Here is a 15,329-nt window from a genome sequence, read left to right as displayed (position 1 = left end):
CGAGTTGCGCCAGATGGCGTACTCCGCGTTCCGGTCAGCGCACACCCCGCATTGTGGGTCCAGGTCAAGGGTGGGTACGGTCGCCACACCCACCCAGAATTTTGAGTAATACCGGAGGAAAACGTGGCACTTCCCCAGCTCACCGAGGAACAGCGTGCTGCGGCGCTGGAGAAGGCCGCCGCCGCCCGTCGCGCCCGCGCGGAGCTCAAGGAACGGCTCAAGCGCGGCGGTACGACCCTCGCCGACGTGCTGAAGCAGGCCGACGAGGACGAGGTCCTCGGCAAGATGAAGGTCTCCGCTCTGCTGGAGGCCCTGCCGGGCGTGGGCAAGGTGCGTGCGCAGCAGACGATGGAGCGTCTCGAGATCGCTTCCAGCCGTCGGCTGCGCGGCCTCGGCGACCGGCAGCGCAAGGCGCTGCTCGCCGAGTTCAGCGGCGAGTGAGCGAGCAGGACAACCGCGGCTCGATCCAGGCCGGCGCGCGCGCCGGCAAGCCGGCAGGCGGTGAGCCGGCGCCGGGAGGTCTCTCCCGGCCCCGGCTCACCGTCGTGTCGGGTCCCTCCGGGGTCGGCAAGTCCAGCGTGGTGGCCGAGCTGCGGCGCCTCGACCCCGGTGTCTTCTTCAGCGTCTCCGTCACCACCCGTGCGCCCCGGCCGGGTGAGGTCGACGGCGAGCACTACCACTTCATCGACCGTGCGACGTTCGACGCCATGGTGGCCAAGGGCGAGCTGCTGGAGCACGCCGAGTTCGCGGGCAACTGCTACGGCACGCCAAGGGCGCCCGTCGAGTCGGCGCTCGCGTCCGGGCGGCCCGCCGTGCTGGAGATCGAGCTGCAGGGCGCTCGTCAGGTGCGCCAGGCCATGCCCGACGCCCAGCTGGTGATGTTGCTGCCGCCGTCGTGGGGCGAGCTCGTCGGCAGGCTCACGGGCAGGGGCACGGAGCGTGACGACGCCGTCCAGGCCCGGCTGGCCGAGGCGGAGCGCGAGCTCGCGGCGGCCGGGGAGTTCGACGCGCAGGTCGTCAACGACGACGTGCGGGCCGCCGCGAGGCGGTTGCTAAGCTTGGTGTCCGGCGAACACCCTCCCTCCTGACGAATCGGAGCATTGCGAGTGACCTCGATTACGTTGGGTGCCCAGAGCGAGCAGCTCGAGGGCATCACCAACCCGCCCATCGACGACCTGCTCGAGAAGGTCAGCTCCAAGTACGCGCTGGTGATCTACTCGGCCAAGCGCGCCCGCCAGATCAACGACTACTACGCGCAGCTCGGCGAGGGCCTGCTCGAGTACGTGGGGCCGCTCGTCGAGCCGGGCCCGCGGGAGAAGCCGCTGTCGATCGCCCTGCGCGAGATCCACGCCGGGCTGCTCGAGCACACCGAAGGCGAGTAGCGCCCCGGTGGACCGCAGGCCCCGGGTCGTCCTCGGCGTCGGCGGGGGCATCGCGGCCTACAAGGCGTGCGAGGTGCTGCGCGGGCTCACCGAGTCCGGCCACGACGTCCGGGTCGTGCCCACCGAGGCCGCGCTGCGGTTCGTCGGCGCCGCCACCTTCGAGGCACTGTCCGGGCATCCCGTGCACACCGGCGTGTTCACCGAGGTGCCCGACGTCCAGCACGTGCGCGTCGGGAAGGACGCCGACCTCGTGCTCGTCGTGCCCGCCACCGCCGATCTGCTGGCGCGGGCGGCGCACGGGCTCGCCGACGACCTGCTGACCAACACGCTGCTCACCGCGCGCTGCCCGGTCGCGTTCTTCCCCGCGATGCACACCGAGATGTGGGAGCACCCGGCCACTCGGGACAACGTCGCGCTGCTGCGCTCGCGGGGCGCCGTGGTCACCGAGCCCGATTCGGGCAGGCTGACCGGCGCCGACACCGGCAAGGGCAGGCTCGCCGACCCGCGCGAGATCCTCGACGTCGCCCGGCTGCTGCTGGCACGGCCCGACGCGCTGCCGCGTGATCTGGAGGGCGTGCGGGTGGTCGTGTCGGCGGGTGGCACGCGGGAGCCGCTCGACCCGGTGCGCTACCTGGGCAACCGGTCGTCCGGCAAGCAGGGCTACGCGCTGGCCAGGGTCGCGGCCCAGCGTGGCGCCGCGGTGACGCTGGTGGCCGCGCACACCCTGGCGCTGCCCGAGCCCGCGGGGGTCGACCTGGTGTCCGTGTCCACCGCCGAGCAGCTCGGCAAGGCCGTGCGGACGGCCGCCGCGGACGCGGATGTCGTGGTGATGGCGGCCGCGGTCGCCGACTTCCGGCCCGAGAGCCTCGCCGAGCACAAGATCAAGAAGGCCGACGACGGTTCCGCGCCCGTCGTCACGCTGGCCCGCAACCCGGACATCCTCGCCGGTCTCGTCGCCGACCGGCGGCCCGGCCAGCTGATCGTCGGCTTCGCCGCCGAGACCGGTGACGAGCGGGGCGGGGTGCTCGACCACGCCCGGCGCAAGCTCGCGCGCAAGGGCTGCGACCTGCTGGTGGTCAACGCCGTCGGTGAGGGCAGGGCCTTCGAGGTCGAGGAGAACACCGGCTGGCTGCTGTCGGCGGACGGCGAGGAGCGGAAACTGCCGCTCGGTTCGAAATCGCAACTGGCTGCCACACTGTGGGACGTGGTGTTCCAGTCCCTGAGACGGTGACTACTCGGACGGCGTAACACGTAGACTGACCCGAGCGACTTCACCGTGGCCGGGCAGGCCGGGTCCGTGAACCGAGGGATGTGAGGATCGTCGTGACCGCGAACCGCAGGCTGTTCACTTCGGAGTCGGTGACCGAAGGTCATCCGGACAAGATCTGCGACGCGATCAGCGACTCCATTCTGGACAGCCTGCTCGGCAAGGACCCGCGCAGCCGGGTGGCCGTCGAGACGCTCGTGACCACCGGCCAGGTGCACGTCGCGGGCGAGGTGACCACCGAGGCCTACGCCGACATCCCGGCGATCGTGCGCGAGGTGATCCTGCGTATCGGCTACGACTCCTCGGCCAAGGGCTTCGACGGCAACTCCTGCGGCGTGAACATCGCCATCGGCGCGCAGTCGCCGGACATCGCGCAGGGCGTGGACACCGCGTACGAGTCGCGGTTGGAAGACGCCCTGGACGACCTGGACAAGCAGGGCGCGGGCGACCAGGGCCTGATGTTCGGCTACGCGTGCTCCGACACGCCGGAGCTGATGCCGCTGCCGATCGCGCTGGCGCACCGGCTGTCGCAGCGGCTGGCCGCCGTGCGCAAGGAAGGCGTGCTGCCGTACCTGCGCCCGGACGGCAAGACCCAGGTGACCATCGAGTACGCGGGGGAGCAGGCCGTGCGGCTCGACACCGTCGTGGTGTCGACCCAGCACGCCGACGGCATCGACCTGGACTCCATGCTCGGCGTCGACATCCGCGAGCACGTCGTCGCCCCCGAGCTGCGGCGGCTGGAGCTGGACAGCGAGGACGTGCGGCTGCTGGTGAACCCCACCGGCCGGTTCGTCATCGGCGGCCCGATGGGTGACGCGGGCCTGACCGGCCGCAAGATCATCGTCGACACCTACGGCGGCATGGCGCGGCACGGTGGTGGCGCGTTCTCCGGCAAGGACCCGTCGAAGGTGGACCGTTCGGCCGCGTACGCGATGCGCTGGGTGGCGAAGAACGTGGTCTCCGCGGGCCTTGCCACCCGGGTGGAGGTGCAGGTCGCCTACGCGATCGGCAAGGCGGCGCCGGTGGGCCTGTTCGTCGAGACCTTCGGCACCGAGACGGTCGACCCGCTCAAGATCCAGGCCGCGATCGACGAGGTGTTCGACCTGCGCCCGGCCGCGATCATCCGCGACCTCGACCTGCTGCGGCCGATCTACGCCGCCACCTCGGCGTACGGCCACTTCGGCCGGCCCGAGCTCGACCTGCCCTGGGAGCGCACCGACCGGGTGGCGGAGCTGCGCCGCGCGGTGGGCGCCTGAGCGTCTCTGGTACACCTCGGGGCGTGAGCCGCCAGGAGACCTCCCCCCTGTGGGACCTGCCGTCGTCCGGGCCCGAGCGGACCCGGCAGGCCGCGCGCGAGCGCGCCGGCGGCCGCTCCGGGAACAAGGGCAGGGGAAAGGGCAAGGGCCAGCGGCAGCCCGCGGACACCGACCCGATCGCCCGGGTGGTCGTCGACGTCCCGCTGGCGCACCTGGACCGCACGTTCGACTACCAGGTGCCCCGGGAGCTGGACGAGGCCGCGGTGCCCGGCTGCCGGGTGCGGGTGCGCTTCGCGGGCCAGCTGGTCGACGGCTTCCTGCTCGACCGCGCCGCGACCACCGAGCACGAGGGCAGGCTGGCGTTCCTGGAACGGGTCACCTCCAGTGAACCCGTCCTGCCGCCCCGGCTGGCCGCGCACTGCCGGGCCGTGGCCGAACGCTACGGCGGCATGCTGATCGACGTGCTCCGGCTGGCCGTGCCGCCCCGGCACGCGAAGACCGAGGCCGAGCCGCCGAGGGACCCCGCCGCCCCGCCGCCGCGGCCCGAGGCGGCCGGGTGGGGGCGGTACCCGAGGGGGCCCGCGCTCGTCGACGCGCTGCGCGAGGGCCGGACGGCGCACGCGGTGTGGCAGGCGCTGCCGGGGGAGGACTGGCCCGCCCGGCTCGCGGAGGCCGCCACCACCGTGGCCGCGGGTGGCCGGGGCGCGGTGCTCGTGGTGCCCGACCATCGCGACGTCACCCGGTTGCACGCCGCGTGCGCGGACCTCGCCGGGCCGGACGCGGTGGTGGCGCTGTCGGCCGACCTCGGCCCCGCCGAACGGTACCGGCGGTGGCTCGCCGTGCTGCGCGGAGCCGTGCGGATCGTCGTGGGCACCCGGGCCGCGATGTTCGCCCCGGTCGCCGATCCCGCGCTCTACGTCGTGTGGGACGACGGTGACGACCTGCACGTCGACCCGCACATGCCGTACCCGCACGTCCGCGACGTGCTCGTGCTGCGCGCCCACGCCGACCGCGCCTCGCTGCTCGTCGCCGGGTTCGCCCGCACGGCGGAGGCGCAGCTGCTCGTGGAGTCCGGCTGGGCCCACCCGGTGGTCGCCGACCGCGCCGAGGTGCGCGCCGCCGCCCCGCGCGTCACGCCGACGGGCGAGGACTTCGACATCGCCAGGGACGAGGCGGCCAGGGCGGCCCGGCTGCCCGCCGTCGCGTTCGAGGCCGCCCGGCAGGGGCTCGCCGCGGGCGCGCCCGTGCTCGTGCAGGTGCCCCGCCGTGGCTACGTGCCCGGGCTGGCGTGCGGGCACTGCCGCACCCCCGCGCGCTGCCGCCGGTGCGCGGGACCGCTGCTGGTGCCCGGCGGGGACGGCGGCGTGCCGAGACCGCCGAGCTGCCGGTGGTGCGGCGTCACCGACGCCGCCTACCGCTGCCCGGCGTGCGGCTCGCCGCGGCTGCGCGCGGTCGTCGTGGGGGCCAAGCGGACGGCGGAGGAACTGGGCCGCGCGTTCCCCGGCGTGCCGGTGCGCACCTCGGGTGGCAGCGAGGTGCTCGCCACCGTGCCCGCCTCGGCCGCGCTGGTCGTGGCCACCCCGGGCGCCGAGCCGGTCGCGGACGGCGGTTACGGCGCGGCGCTGCTGCTCGACGGCTGGGCCCTGCTCGGCCGCCAGGACCTGCGGGCGGCGGAGGAGACGCTGCGCCGCTGGATGGCGGCCGCGGGGCTGGTGCGCCCCGCGCGCGACGGCGGGCGCGTGATCGTGGGGGCCGACGCCGGGCTGCAGCCGGTGCAGGCACTGGTGCGGTGGGACGCCGCGTGGCACGCCGAGCTGGAGCTCGCCGAGCGGCGGGAGCTCGGCTTCCCGCCCGCGGTCCGGATGGCGAGCGTCGAGGGTGCCCCCGAGGCGGTGGCGACGCTGCTCGACGAGATCGCGCTGCCGGAGTCGGCCGAGGTGCTCGGCCCCGTGCCACTCGGCGAGGTGGACGACGACGGCCGCGCCGAGCGGGAACGCGCGCTGGTGCGGGTGCCCCGCCCGGACGGCAGGGCGCTGGCCGCGGCCGCGCACGCGGTGAAGGTGCTGCGCGACGCCCGCAAGGAGACCGCGCCGGTGCGCATCCAGCTCGACCCCCTCGACCTCGTCTGAGCCGCCGGGCTCCCCAATGTGGCATTCGTTGCGTCGGGTGCCACCAATGTGGCATCCGGTGCGTTGGACGTACCCAATGCCACATTGGGGAGCTTCGCGCGGAGCGGGTGGGGGTGGCGCTCTAGACTGGCCGGTGATGTTCGTCTTCCCCGCCCCCTCGGACCGCCGATGAGGCTCGTGTTCGCCGGCACGCCCGAGGCCGCCCTGCCCTCCCTGCGTGCCCTGATCGACTCCGCCAGGCACGAGGTCGCCGCCGTGGTGACCCGCCCGGACGCCCCCGCGGGGCGTGGCCGCAGGCTCGTCCGCTCGCCCGTGGGCGCGCTCGCCGACGAGCACGGCATCGAGGTGCTCACCCCGCCCAGAGCCGGGGACCCGGACTTCCTCGCCCGGCTGGCCGAGCTCGCGCCCGACGCCTGCCCCGTCGTCGCCTACGGGGCCCTGCTGCCGCAGCGCGCGCTCGACGTACCGCGCCACGGCTGGGTGAACCTGCACTTCTCGCTGCTGCCCGCGTGGCGTGGCGCGGCGCCGGTGCAGGCCGCGATCAGGGCGGGGGACGAGATCACCGGCGCGTCCACGTTCCGGATCGTGCCCGAGCTCGACGCCGGACCCGTCTTCGGCGTCGTCACCGAGAAGATCGGGCCCACCGATACGGCGGGGCAGCTGCTGGACCGGCTCGCGACCTCCGGCGCGCGGCTCCTGCTCTCCACGATGGACGGTATCGAGGACGGCTCGCTGGAGGCCGTGCCGCAACCCGCGGACGGCGTCAGCTACGCGCCCAAGGTCACCGTCGCCGACGCGCGGGTGGCCTTCGACCAGCCCGCCGTGGCCGTCGACCGGCACGTGCGGGCGATGACCCCGGAGCCGGGGGCGTGGGCCGGGTTCCGCGGCGAACGCCTCAAGCTGGGCCCGGTCGAGCTCACCGAGCCCGCGGGCGCGCCCGCGCTGCCGCCCGGCGAGCTGCTCGTCGAACGCGAACGCGTGCTGGCGGGCACCGCGACCACCCCGGTGCGGCTCGGTGCGGTGCAGGCGCAGGGCAAGAAGCGGATGGCGGCCACCGACTGGGCGCGCGGCAGCAGGATCGAGCGAGGAGAACGCCTGACATGACACCCGGCAGGGACCGCAGGCCCGCCAAGCCGTCGCGGCCGCCGCGCAGGCGGCCGGAATCCCGCAGGGAGACGCCGCGCAAGCCACCCGCCACCGACCCCGCGCGCCGGGCCGCACTGGACGTCCTGCGCGCCGTCAGCGAGCGCGACGCCTACGCCAACCTCGTGCTGCCCGAGCTGCTGCGCACTCGCCGCATCACCGGGCGCGACGCCGCGTTCGCCACCGAACTCGCGTACGGCGCCGCGCGGGCGCGGGGACTGCTGGACGCCGTCATCGGCGCCTGCCTCGAGCGGGAGCTGTCCAAGGTGGACTCCACGGTGCTCGACGCGTTGCGGCTGGGCACCTACCAGCTCCTGCGGACCCGTGTGCCCGAGCACTCCGCGGTGTCCTCCACAGTGGACCTCGCCAGGGAGGACGCCGGCTCGCACGTGGCCGGGTTCGTCAACGCCGTGCTGCGCAAGGTCTCCGAAAAGGACGAGGAGGCCTGGCTCGCCGAGCTCGCGCCCGATCCGGCGGACGACCCGATCGGCAACCTCGCGCTGCGCACGGCGCACCCGCGCTGGATCGCACGCTCGTTCGCCGAGGCACTCGGCGACACCGGGGCCGAGCTCGAGGCGGCCCTGCGGGCGGACGACAGCAGGCCGGAGGTGCACCTGCTCGCCCGTCCCGGTGAGATCAGCGCCGACGAGCTCGCCGCGGTCACCGGCGGTGAGGTCGCACCGTACTCGCCGTACGGGGTGCACCTGCCCGCCGGTTCCGGCGATCCGGCCGACTCCGAACCGCTCCGCGAGCGGCTGGCGACCGTGCAGGACGAGGGCAGCCAGCTGGCCGCCCTCGCCGCCGCCAACGCCGCCGTCGAGGGCAGCGACGAGCGCTGGCTGGACCTCTGCGCCGGGCCCGGCGGCAAGGCGGTGCTGCTGGGCGGGCTCGCCGCGACGTCGGGGGCGCGGGTCGACGCCGTCGAGAAGGCGCCGCATCGCGCGCGCCTGGTCACGGAGGCCACCGAGGGGCTGCCGGTGACCGTGCACGTCGTGGACGGGCGCGACCCCGGGCTGGCCGAGGGCTACGACCGCGTGCTCGTCGACGCCCCGTGCACGGGGCTCGGCGCGCTGCGCCGCCGCCCCGAGGCGCGCTGGCGCAGGCAGCCCTCCGACGTGCCGGAGCTGACCCGGTTGCAGGGCGAGCTGCTCGCCGCCGCGTACCGCCTGGTGCGGCCCGGCGGCGTGGTCACCTACGTCGTGTGCTCCCCGCACCTGGCCGAGACCGAGGGCGTGATCGCCGAGGCCGCCCGCCGCGGCGGGGCCGACGTGCTCGACGCCCGCGAGCTCTTCCCCGGTGTGCCGCACCTGGGTCCCGGTCCGTACGTGCAGCTGTGGCCCCACCGGCACGGCACCGACGCCATGTTCTGTGCCGTGACCCGCAAACGGTGAGCCGTGTCCTCGGGCTCGTCGCGGCGTCCTGCGGCGGGGTGGAGACCCGGTTCCGCACGGAGCTGGCCGCGCCCGCGGCCGCGCGGGGCTGGCGGCTGGCGATCACGCTGACGCCGGTCACCGCTCGCTGGCTGGCCGCCACCGGCGAGCTGGACCGGCTGCGCGAGCTGACCGACCTCGAGGTGCGCAGCGCGCCGCGGCTGCCCGGCGAGCCCCGCCCGCACCCCGATCCCGGGGTGTTCCTGTTCGCCCCCGCCACCGCGAACTCGGTGGCCAAGCTCGCGCTCGGGCTCGCCGACAACCAGGCGCTCACCGTTCTCGGCGACGCCCTCGGCGAGGACGGGGTCACCGTCGTCGTCGGCTACCAGGTGCGGGACAGCCGGTTCCGGCACCCGGCGTGGCAGGGTCATCTCGCCGCGCTGGCCGACGCCGGGGTGCGCACCCACCGGCTCCCGGCCGAGGGGCCGTGGACCGGGGTGCTCGACCTGTTGCCGTGACCCCGCCTTCTACACTGCGCCCGTGGCTTCCCAACCGCTGATCGCACCGAGCATCCTCTCGGCCGACTTCGCCCGCCTCGGCGAGGAGATCGCCGCCGTCTCCGGCCCCGGCGCGGGGAGAGCCGACTGGGTGCACGTCGACGTCATGGACGGCCACTTCGTGCCCAACCTGACGATCGGCCTTCCCGTCGTGCGGTCGCTGCTGAACACCACCGACATCCCGCTCGACATCCACCTGATGATCGAGGACCCGGACCGGTGGGCGCCCGGCTACGCCGAGGCCGGTGCGGACAACGTGACCGTGCACGCCGAGGCCGCGCACGATCCGGTGGGCATCGCCAGGGACCTCCACGCGGCCGGGGCGAAGGCGGGGTACTCGATCAAGCCGGGCACCCCGCTCGAGGACCACCTCGACACGCTGCGGCACTACGACACGCTGCTCGTCATGTCCGTGGAGCCGGGTTTCGGCGGGCAGGAGTTCATCCCGTCCGTGCTGGACAAGGTGCGGACCGCGCGCCGCCTCGCCGACACCGGGCACCTGCGGGTGCTCGTGGAGATCGACGGCGGGATCAACGCCGACACCATCGAGCAGGCCGCCGAGGCGGGCGTCGACTGTTTCGTCGCCGGGTCGGCCGTGTACGGAGCCGACGATCCCGCGCGCGCGATCGCGAGCCTGCGGGAGCGGGCCGCGCACGCCAGGGCGGCCACGACCCCCCACGCGGCGCGCTGACGTGCGGTTCACCGCCGCCGAGCGGGCCGCCATGGCCGACGCGCTCGCGCTGAGCGAAGCTGTGCGCGGCACCACCAGCCCCAACCCGCCCGTCGGGGCCGTGGTCCTGGACGCGGAGGGACACCGCGTGGGCGCGGGCGCCACCCGGCCGCCGGGTGGCCCGCACGCGGAGGTGGTGGCCCTGCGTGCGGCCGGGACCCGGGCGCGGGGCGGCACCGCGGTGGTGACGCTCGAACCGTGCGCGCACCACGGCCGCACGCCGCCGTGCACCGGGGCTCTGCTCGACGCGGGGGTCGCCGCCGTACGGTTCGCGGTCGCCGACCCCACCGCGCAGGCCGCGGGTGGCGCCGACGTGCTGCGGGACGCGGGCGTCGACGTCGCCGGAGGGCTGCTCGCCGAGGAGGCAGCGGCCGGGCCCCTGCGGGCCTGGCTGCACCATGCCCGCACCGGCAGGCCGCACGTGACGTGGAAGTACGCGGCGACCCTCGACGGCAGGGTCGCCGCCGCCGACGGAACCAGCAGGTGGATCTCCGGCCCCGGGTCCCGGGCCGAGGTGCACGCGATCCGGGCCGCCGCCGACGCCGTGGTGGTGGGCACCGGCACGGTACGGGCCGACGACCCGTGGCTCACCGTGCGCGGCCCCGGCGGCGAGCCCGCGGGCCGCCAGCCGCTGCGGGTCGTCGTCGGCACGGGGGAGGTGCCCGGCGGCGCCCGCGTGCTCGACGACGCCGCCGAGACGCTGCTGGTGCGCACGCACGACCCGGCCGAGGTGCTGGCGCGGCTGGCTGAGCGGGACGCCGTGGACGTGCTGCTGGAGGGTGGTCCGACGCTGGCGGGCGCGTTCGTCCGCGCCGGTCTCGTCGACCGGATCGTGGCCTACGTCGCGCCCGCACTGCTGGGTGCCGGACCGGCCGCGCTCGGCCCCGCGGGCGTGTCGACCATCACCGAGATACACCGCTGGCGGGTGGAAGGGGTCACCATGAGCGGAGAGGATGTCCGGATCTCCGCGGTACCGGCGGGCAGCGAGGGAGGCAGTTGAGTGTTCACCGGCATTGTCGAGGAGCTCGGCGAGGTGGTCCGGGTCGAGCAGGCGCCGGGAGCCGCGCGGCTGACGGTGCGCGGCCCGCTGGTGACGAGTGACGCCCGGCACGGCGACTCGATCGCCGTGAACGGCGTGTGCCTCACCGTCGTCGACGTCTCCGGCGGGGAGTTCACCGTCGACGTCGTGCACGAGACCCTGCGCCGGTCCAGCCTGGCGAAACTCGACGTGGGCCGGGGGGTGAACCTGGAGCGGGCGGTGCGCGCCGACGCGCGTCTCGGCGGGCACGTGATGCAGGGCCACGTCGACGGCACCGGCACGTTCCTCTCCCGCGAGCCCGAGGGCCTCACCCACTTCGCGCTGCCGCCCGAGCTGGCGCGCTACGTCGTGGAGAAGGGCTCCATCGCCGTCGACGGCGTCTCGCTCACCGTGGCGGCCGTGTCGCGGGAGGAGTTCGCCGTCGCCCTCATCCCGACGACGCTCGAGGCGACCACGCTGGGCCGGGTGGAACCGGGCGACCCGGTGAACCTCGAGGTGGACGTGCTGGCGAAGTACGTCGAGAAGCTGGCCGCCGCGCACCTCGCCGGGGTCTCGGTGGACAATGGCCCCGGCAAGGAGGATGCGTGACCATGACACAGGCCGGGGCCGGCACCTCGCTGGACGTCGAGAGCATCGAACGGGCGATCGCGGACATCGCGGAGGGCCGGCCGGTGATCGTCGTCGACGACGAGGACCGGGAGAACGAGGGCGACCTGATCTTCGCCGCCGAGAAGGCGACGCCCGAACTGCTGGCCTTCATGGTGCGCTACACGTCCGGGTACGTGTGCGTGTCGCTGACCCAGGAGGACTGCGACCGCCTCGACCTGCCGCCGATGTACCACACCAACCAGGACCGGCGCGGCACGGCGTACACGGTCACCGTCGACGCGGCGGACGGCATCGGCACCGGGATCTCGGCGGCCGACCGCAGCCACACCATCCGGCTGCTCGCCGACGCCGGGTCGAAGGCCGCCGACTTCCGCAGGCCGGGGCACGTCGTGCCGCTGCGGGCGAAGGACGGCGGCGTGCTGCGCAGGCCGGGGCACACCGAGGCCGCCGTCGACCTCGCGCGGATGGCGGGGCTGCGGCCCGCGGGCGTGCTGTGCGAGATCGTGTCCCAGAAGGACGAGGGCGACATGGCTCGGCGGGACGAGCTGGAGGTGTTCGCCGCCGACCACGACCTGCGCCTGATCACGATCGCCGACCTGATCGCCTACCGGCGGCGCAAGGAGAAGCAGGTCGAGCGGGTCGCCGAGGCCCGGATCCCGCTGGCCGCGGGCATCTTCCGCGCGGTGGGCTACGACAGCCTGCTCGACGGCATCGAGCACATCGCCTTCGTCTACGGCGAGATCGGGGACGGCGAGGACATCCTGGTGCGGGTGCACTCGGAGTGCCTGACCGGGGACGTGTTCGGCTCGCTGCGCTGCGACTGCGGCCCGCAGCTGGAGGCGGCCCTGCACGCGGTCGCCGACGAGGGCCGGGGCATCGTGCTCTACGTGCGGGGGCACGAGGGGCGCGGCATCGGCCTGCTGCACAAGCTGCAGGCCTACCAGTTGCAGGACGCGGGCGCGGACACCGTGGACGCCAACCTCGCGCTGGGCGTGCCCGCCGACGCGCGGGACTACGGCACCGGTGCGCAGATCCTGTGCGACCTCGGCGTGCGCTCGATGCGGCTGCTGACCAACAACCCGGCCAAGCGCGTCGGCCTGGAGGGCTACGGGCTGCGCATCACCGGGCGCGTCCCGCTGCCGATCTCGCCCAACCCGGAGAACCTGCGCTACCTGCGGACCAAGCGCGACCGGATGGGGCACGAGCTGGCGCAGCTGGAGCAGTTCGACGAGGTGGGTGCCGAGGTCGGGGACATCCGCAACGGAGGCGGAGGGCAGCTGTGAGCGGTGAGGGCAGGCCCGGGCAGGGGCTCGACCTGCGGGATTGCGAGAACCTGCGGCTGGCGGTCGTGGCCACCCGCTGGCACGAGCGGATCACGGACAGCCTGCTGGCGAACGCGCTGCGCACGGCGGGGGAGGCCCCGCTCGCGGAGGACCCCACCGTGGTCCGCGTGGCCGGGGCCGTGGAGCTGCCCGTGGTCGCGCAGGCGCTGGCGAGGGGACACGACGCCGTGGTCGCGCTCGGCGTGGTGATCCGGGGCGGGACGCCGCACTTCGACTACGTCTGCGACGCCGTGACGGCGGGCCTGACCCGGGTGGCGCTGGACGAGAGCACCCCGGTGGGCAACGGCGTGCTGACCTGCGACACCGAGCAGCAGGCGCTGGACCGGGCCGGGCTGCCGGACTCCGCCGAGGACAAGGGACGGGAGGCCACCGTGGCCGCGCTCACCACCGCACACGTGTTGCGCGGCCTGCGGCAGCCGTGGACCGAGCGAGGCTTCGTGTGAGTGACGTGATGACACGGGACAGCGTGGTGATCCGGCCGCGGCGGGTCGTGTGGATGGCCAGTGTCTGCGCCGTGGCGCTGGTGGCGGTGTTCGTGGTGGTCGCCCTGCTGCTGCGCAGCTCCGACACCGGCGTGATCTTCCAGACCAGCGACCAGGTCGCGATGGTCGGCGTCGGGCTGGTGCTGGCCGGGCTGACGATGCTGTTCGCGCTGCCGAGGGCGCGGGCCGACGCCGAGGGCATCGAGGTGCGCAACGTCGTGTTCACGCGGTACTTCCGGTGGTCGGAGGTGCTGTCGGTGAGCTTCCCGGACGGGGCGTCGTTCGCCCGCCTGGAACTGCCGGAGGACGAGTACTACTCGATCCTCGCCGTCCAGGCCGTCGACCGGCACCGGGCCGTCGAGGCGGTGCGCACCCTGCGCCGCCTGCACCGCGAGGCCCAGCCTTCATGACATTCGCGGATCACAGGGCGAGGTCGACGACGACCGGTGCGTGGTCGGAGGCGCCCTTGCCCTTGCGTTCCTCGCGGTCGACGTAGGCGTCGGTGACCGCGCCGGCGAACCGCGCGTTCGCGTAGACCAGGTCGATCCGCATGCCGTTGTTCTTCGGGAACGCCAGCTGCCGGTAGTCCCAGTAGGTGTAGGGCCGGTCGTACTTCAGCGCCCTCGGCACCACGTCGGTGAGGCCGGCGTCGCGCAGCATCGCGAGCGCCTTCCGCTCGGGCTCGGTGACGTGGGTGGCCCCGGTGAACAGGGAAACGTCCCACACGTCGTCGTCGGTCGGCGCGATGTTGAAGTCGCCGAGCACCGCGAACGGGCGCTCCCCGCCGGTCTCGGCGAGCACCGTCGCGTGCAGCGCCTCCAGCCAGGCCAGCTTGTACGCGTAGTGCGGATGCCCCGGCTCGCGGCCGTTGGGCACGTACACCGACCACACCCGCACGCCGCCGCACGTGGCGCCGATCGCCCTCGGCTGCCGGGCGTCCTCGTAGGCGGGCTCGTCCACCAGCCCGCGGGTGACGTCCTCGACGCCCACCCGGGACAGCACGGCCACGCCGTTCCAGCGACCGCTGCCGTGGCACGCCACGTCGTAGCCCAGCTCGGCGACCTCCGCGTGCGGGAAGGCTTCGCCGGAGCACTTGAGCTCCTGCAGGCACAGCACGTCCGGCCGGGCGGTGCCGAGCCAGCCGAGCAGCCGGGGCAGCCGCGCGCCGACCGAGTTGACGTTCCACGTGGCGATCCGCATGGGGCCGAGAATCCCACAACGGCCACTGTATAACGTCCTATACCGCACCGCGTTGGTGTGCCCGGGGCCCCGGTGTCATCCTGACGGGCATGGCCCGAGTACCGGCAAGGAAGCCGAAGGTCGTCCTGTTCGACGTCTTCGAGACCCTCGTCCAGCTCGCCCCGCTGCGGGACCGGTTCACCGAGGTGGGCAGGCCGGGCCACGAGCTGGAGCTGTTCTTCGCGCGCTGCCTGCGCGACGGCATGGCGTTCACGCTCGCGGGGGAGGCGCCGCGCTTCCGGGACATCGCCAGGGCCCAGCTCGCCATCACCTCGGGGCACACGCTGTCCGCCGACGCGATCGAGTACGTGCTCGACGGATTCGCCCTGCTGCCCCTGCAGCCCGATGCCGAGCCCGCGTTCGACCTGCTCGCGGCGGAGGACGTGCGGGCCTACGGGTTCACACAGGGCTCCGCGTCCGTGCTCGAGTCCATCCTGGACCGGGAAGGGCTGGCCGGGAAGCTCGCGGGCGTGCTCTCGGCGGAGGAGATCCGCGCGTTCAAGCCGCCCGCCCGCGCATACCACTGGGCCTGCGAGCGGGCGGGCGCTGCGCCGGAGGACACCGCGCTCGTGGCCGTGCACTCGTGGGACATCCACGGGGCCGTGCGGGCGGGGCTGCTGGCCGGGTTCGCCACCCGGCTGGAGGGCGCCGAGCACGCGCTCGCGGAGCGGGCGCACGTCACCGCGGAGCGCGTCGACCAGGTCGTGGAGGCACTGCTCGGTCTCGGCTGAGCGGGCACCGACGCGGAGGGGTTCGCCGGGCCGGTCGTACCCAGGCCATAGG

General features: G+C 74.5%; 17 protein-coding genes. 16 read left to right on the top strand and 1 reads right to left on the bottom strand.

The features are described from left to right. Positions 1–123 precede the first annotated feature (123 nt). From mihF to B0I33_RS20140, 15 genes are all read left to right on the top strand, one after another. Entirely contained in the window at positions 124–441 is a 318-nt protein-coding gene (gene mihF / locus B0I33_RS20210; protein WP_005455668.1) for an integration host factor, actinobacterial type, read from the top strand. Continuing rightward, entirely contained in the window at positions 438–1,088 is a 651-nt protein-coding gene (gene gmk / locus B0I33_RS20205; RefSeq protein WP_181193376.1) for a guanylate kinase, read from the top strand. Before mihF ends, gmk begins: the two co-directional genes overlap by 4 nt. Positions 1,089–1,106: 18 nt before the next feature. Further along, positions 1,107–1,382, top strand: a complete 276-nt coding sequence (gene rpoZ / locus B0I33_RS20200; RefSeq protein WP_106180387.1) for a DNA-directed RNA polymerase subunit omega — start codon at positions 1,107–1,109, stop codon at positions 1,380–1,382. Between the two features lie 7 nt (positions 1,383–1,389). Further along, a complete protein-coding gene (gene coaBC, locus B0I33_RS20195) occupies positions 1,390–2,613 on the top strand; it encodes a bifunctional phosphopantothenoylcysteine decarboxylase/phosphopantothenate--cysteine ligase CoaBC (protein WP_106180386.1) in 1,224 nt (407 codons plus the stop codon). A gap of 110 nt (positions 2,614–2,723) precedes the next feature. After that, entirely contained in the window at positions 2,724–3,905 is a 1,182-nt protein-coding gene (metK, locus tag B0I33_RS20190; RefSeq protein ID WP_106180549.1) for a methionine adenosyltransferase, read from the top strand. Between the two features lie 23 nt (positions 3,906–3,928). Beyond that, positions 3,929–6,034, top strand: a complete 2,106-nt coding sequence (locus tag B0I33_RS20185; RefSeq protein ID WP_181193374.1) for a primosomal protein N' — start codon at positions 3,929–3,931, stop codon at positions 6,032–6,034. Positions 6,035–6,202: 168 nt separating this feature from the next. Continuing rightward, positions 6,203–7,138 carry a methionyl-tRNA formyltransferase gene (gene fmt / locus B0I33_RS20180; RefSeq protein ID WP_106180385.1) on the top strand — a complete coding sequence of 312 codons (936 nt, stop codon included), beginning with the start codon at positions 6,203–6,205 and terminating at the stop codon, positions 7,136–7,138. Next, positions 7,135–8,568 carry an RsmB/NOP family class I SAM-dependent RNA methyltransferase gene (locus tag B0I33_RS20175; RefSeq protein ID WP_106180384.1) on the top strand — a complete coding sequence of 478 codons (1,434 nt, stop codon included), beginning with the start codon at positions 7,135–7,137 and terminating at the stop codon, positions 8,566–8,568. Before fmt ends, B0I33_RS20175 begins: the two co-directional genes overlap by 4 nt. Further along, positions 8,565–9,065 carry a flavoprotein gene (locus B0I33_RS20170; protein WP_106180383.1) on the top strand — a complete coding sequence of 167 codons (501 nt, stop codon included), beginning with the start codon at positions 8,565–8,567 and terminating at the stop codon, positions 9,063–9,065. The genes B0I33_RS20175 and B0I33_RS20170 overlap by 4 nt, the downstream gene beginning before the upstream one ends. A 37-nt stretch (positions 9,066–9,102) precedes the next feature. Beyond that, entirely contained in the window at positions 9,103–9,795 is a 693-nt protein-coding gene (gene rpe, locus B0I33_RS20165; protein WP_106180547.1) for a ribulose-phosphate 3-epimerase, read from the top strand. 31 nt (positions 9,796–9,826) lie between these two features. Next, positions 9,827–10,834, top strand: a complete 1,008-nt coding sequence (ribD, locus tag B0I33_RS20160; protein ID WP_106180546.1) for a bifunctional diaminohydroxyphosphoribosylaminopyrimidine deaminase/5-amino-6-(5-phosphoribosylamino)uracil reductase RibD — start codon at positions 9,827–9,829, stop codon at positions 10,832–10,834. Continuing rightward, complete coding sequence (locus B0I33_RS20155; RefSeq protein ID WP_106180382.1) at positions 10,835–11,461, top strand: riboflavin synthase; 627 nt, start codon at positions 10,835–10,837, stop codon at positions 11,459–11,461. Between the two features lie 2 nt (positions 11,462–11,463). Continuing rightward, on the top strand, positions 11,464–12,765 hold the full coding sequence (locus B0I33_RS20150) for a bifunctional 3,4-dihydroxy-2-butanone-4-phosphate synthase/GTP cyclohydrolase II (protein ID WP_106180381.1): 1,302 nt from the start codon (positions 11,464–11,466) through the stop codon (positions 12,763–12,765). Beyond that, on the top strand, positions 12,762–13,268 hold the full coding sequence (ribH, locus tag B0I33_RS20145; protein ID WP_106180380.1) for a 6,7-dimethyl-8-ribityllumazine synthase: 507 nt from the start codon (positions 12,762–12,764) through the stop codon (positions 13,266–13,268). The genes B0I33_RS20150 and ribH overlap by 4 nt, the downstream gene beginning before the upstream one ends. A gap of 8 nt (positions 13,269–13,276) precedes the next feature. After that, positions 13,277–13,717 carry a PH domain-containing protein gene (locus B0I33_RS20140; protein ID WP_106180545.1) on the top strand — a complete coding sequence of 147 codons (441 nt, stop codon included), beginning with the start codon at positions 13,277–13,279 and terminating at the stop codon, positions 13,715–13,717. Positions 13,718–13,727: 10 nt separating this feature from the next. Here B0I33_RS20140 and B0I33_RS20135 read toward each other — a convergent pair whose 3' ends face one another. Then, a complete protein-coding gene (locus B0I33_RS20135; RefSeq protein ID WP_106180379.1) occupies positions 13,728–14,507 on the bottom strand; it encodes an exodeoxyribonuclease III in 780 nt (259 codons plus the stop codon). An 89-nt stretch (positions 14,508–14,596) separates the two neighbouring features. On the opposite strand from B0I33_RS20135, the gene B0I33_RS20130 reads away from it, so the two are divergent. Further along, the gene (locus tag B0I33_RS20130) at positions 14,597–15,277 is read left to right on the top strand and encodes an HAD family hydrolase (protein ID WP_106180378.1); all 681 of its coding nucleotides are present in this window, start codon (positions 14,597–14,599) and stop codon (positions 15,275–15,277) included. Positions 15,278–15,329 lie beyond the last annotated feature (52 nt).

Origin of the sequence: Prauserella shujinwangii (assembly GCF_003001955.1) — a bacterium.
GTDB lineage: Bacteria > Actinomycetota > Actinomycetes > Mycobacteriales > Pseudonocardiaceae > Qaidamihabitans > Qaidamihabitans shujinwangii.
The sequence above is the reverse complement of the archived record's forward strand: the minus strand, read 5'-3'. Positions and strand labels throughout refer to the sequence as shown.

Bases quoted from the DNA above. Each gene is read 5' to 3' on its own strand.
- fmt (WP_106180385.1), top strand. From the start codon at position 6,203: ATGAGGCTCGTGTTCGCCGGCACGCCCGAGGCCGCCCTGCCCTCCCTG.
- B0I33_RS20175 (WP_106180384.1), top strand. From the start codon at position 7,135: ATGACACCCGGCAGGGACCGCAGGCCCGCCAAGCCGTCGCGGCCGCCG.
- ribD (WP_106180546.1), top strand. From the start codon at position 9,827: ATGGCCGACGCGCTCGCGCTGAGCGAAGCTGTGCGCGGCACCACCAGC.
- B0I33_RS20150 (WP_106180381.1), top strand. From the start codon at position 11,464: ATGACACAGGCCGGGGCCGGCACCTCGCTGGACGTCGAGAGCATCGAA.
- B0I33_RS20140 (WP_106180545.1), top strand. From the start codon at position 13,277: ATGACACGGGACAGCGTGGTGATCCGGCCGCGGCGGGTCGTGTGGATG.
- B0I33_RS20135 (WP_106180379.1), bottom strand. From the start codon at position 14,507: ATGCGGATCGCCACGTGGAACGTCAACTCGGTCGGCGCGCGGCTGCCC.
- B0I33_RS20130 (WP_106180378.1), top strand. From the start codon at position 14,597: ATGGCCCGAGTACCGGCAAGGAAGCCGAAGGTCGTCCTGTTCGACGTC.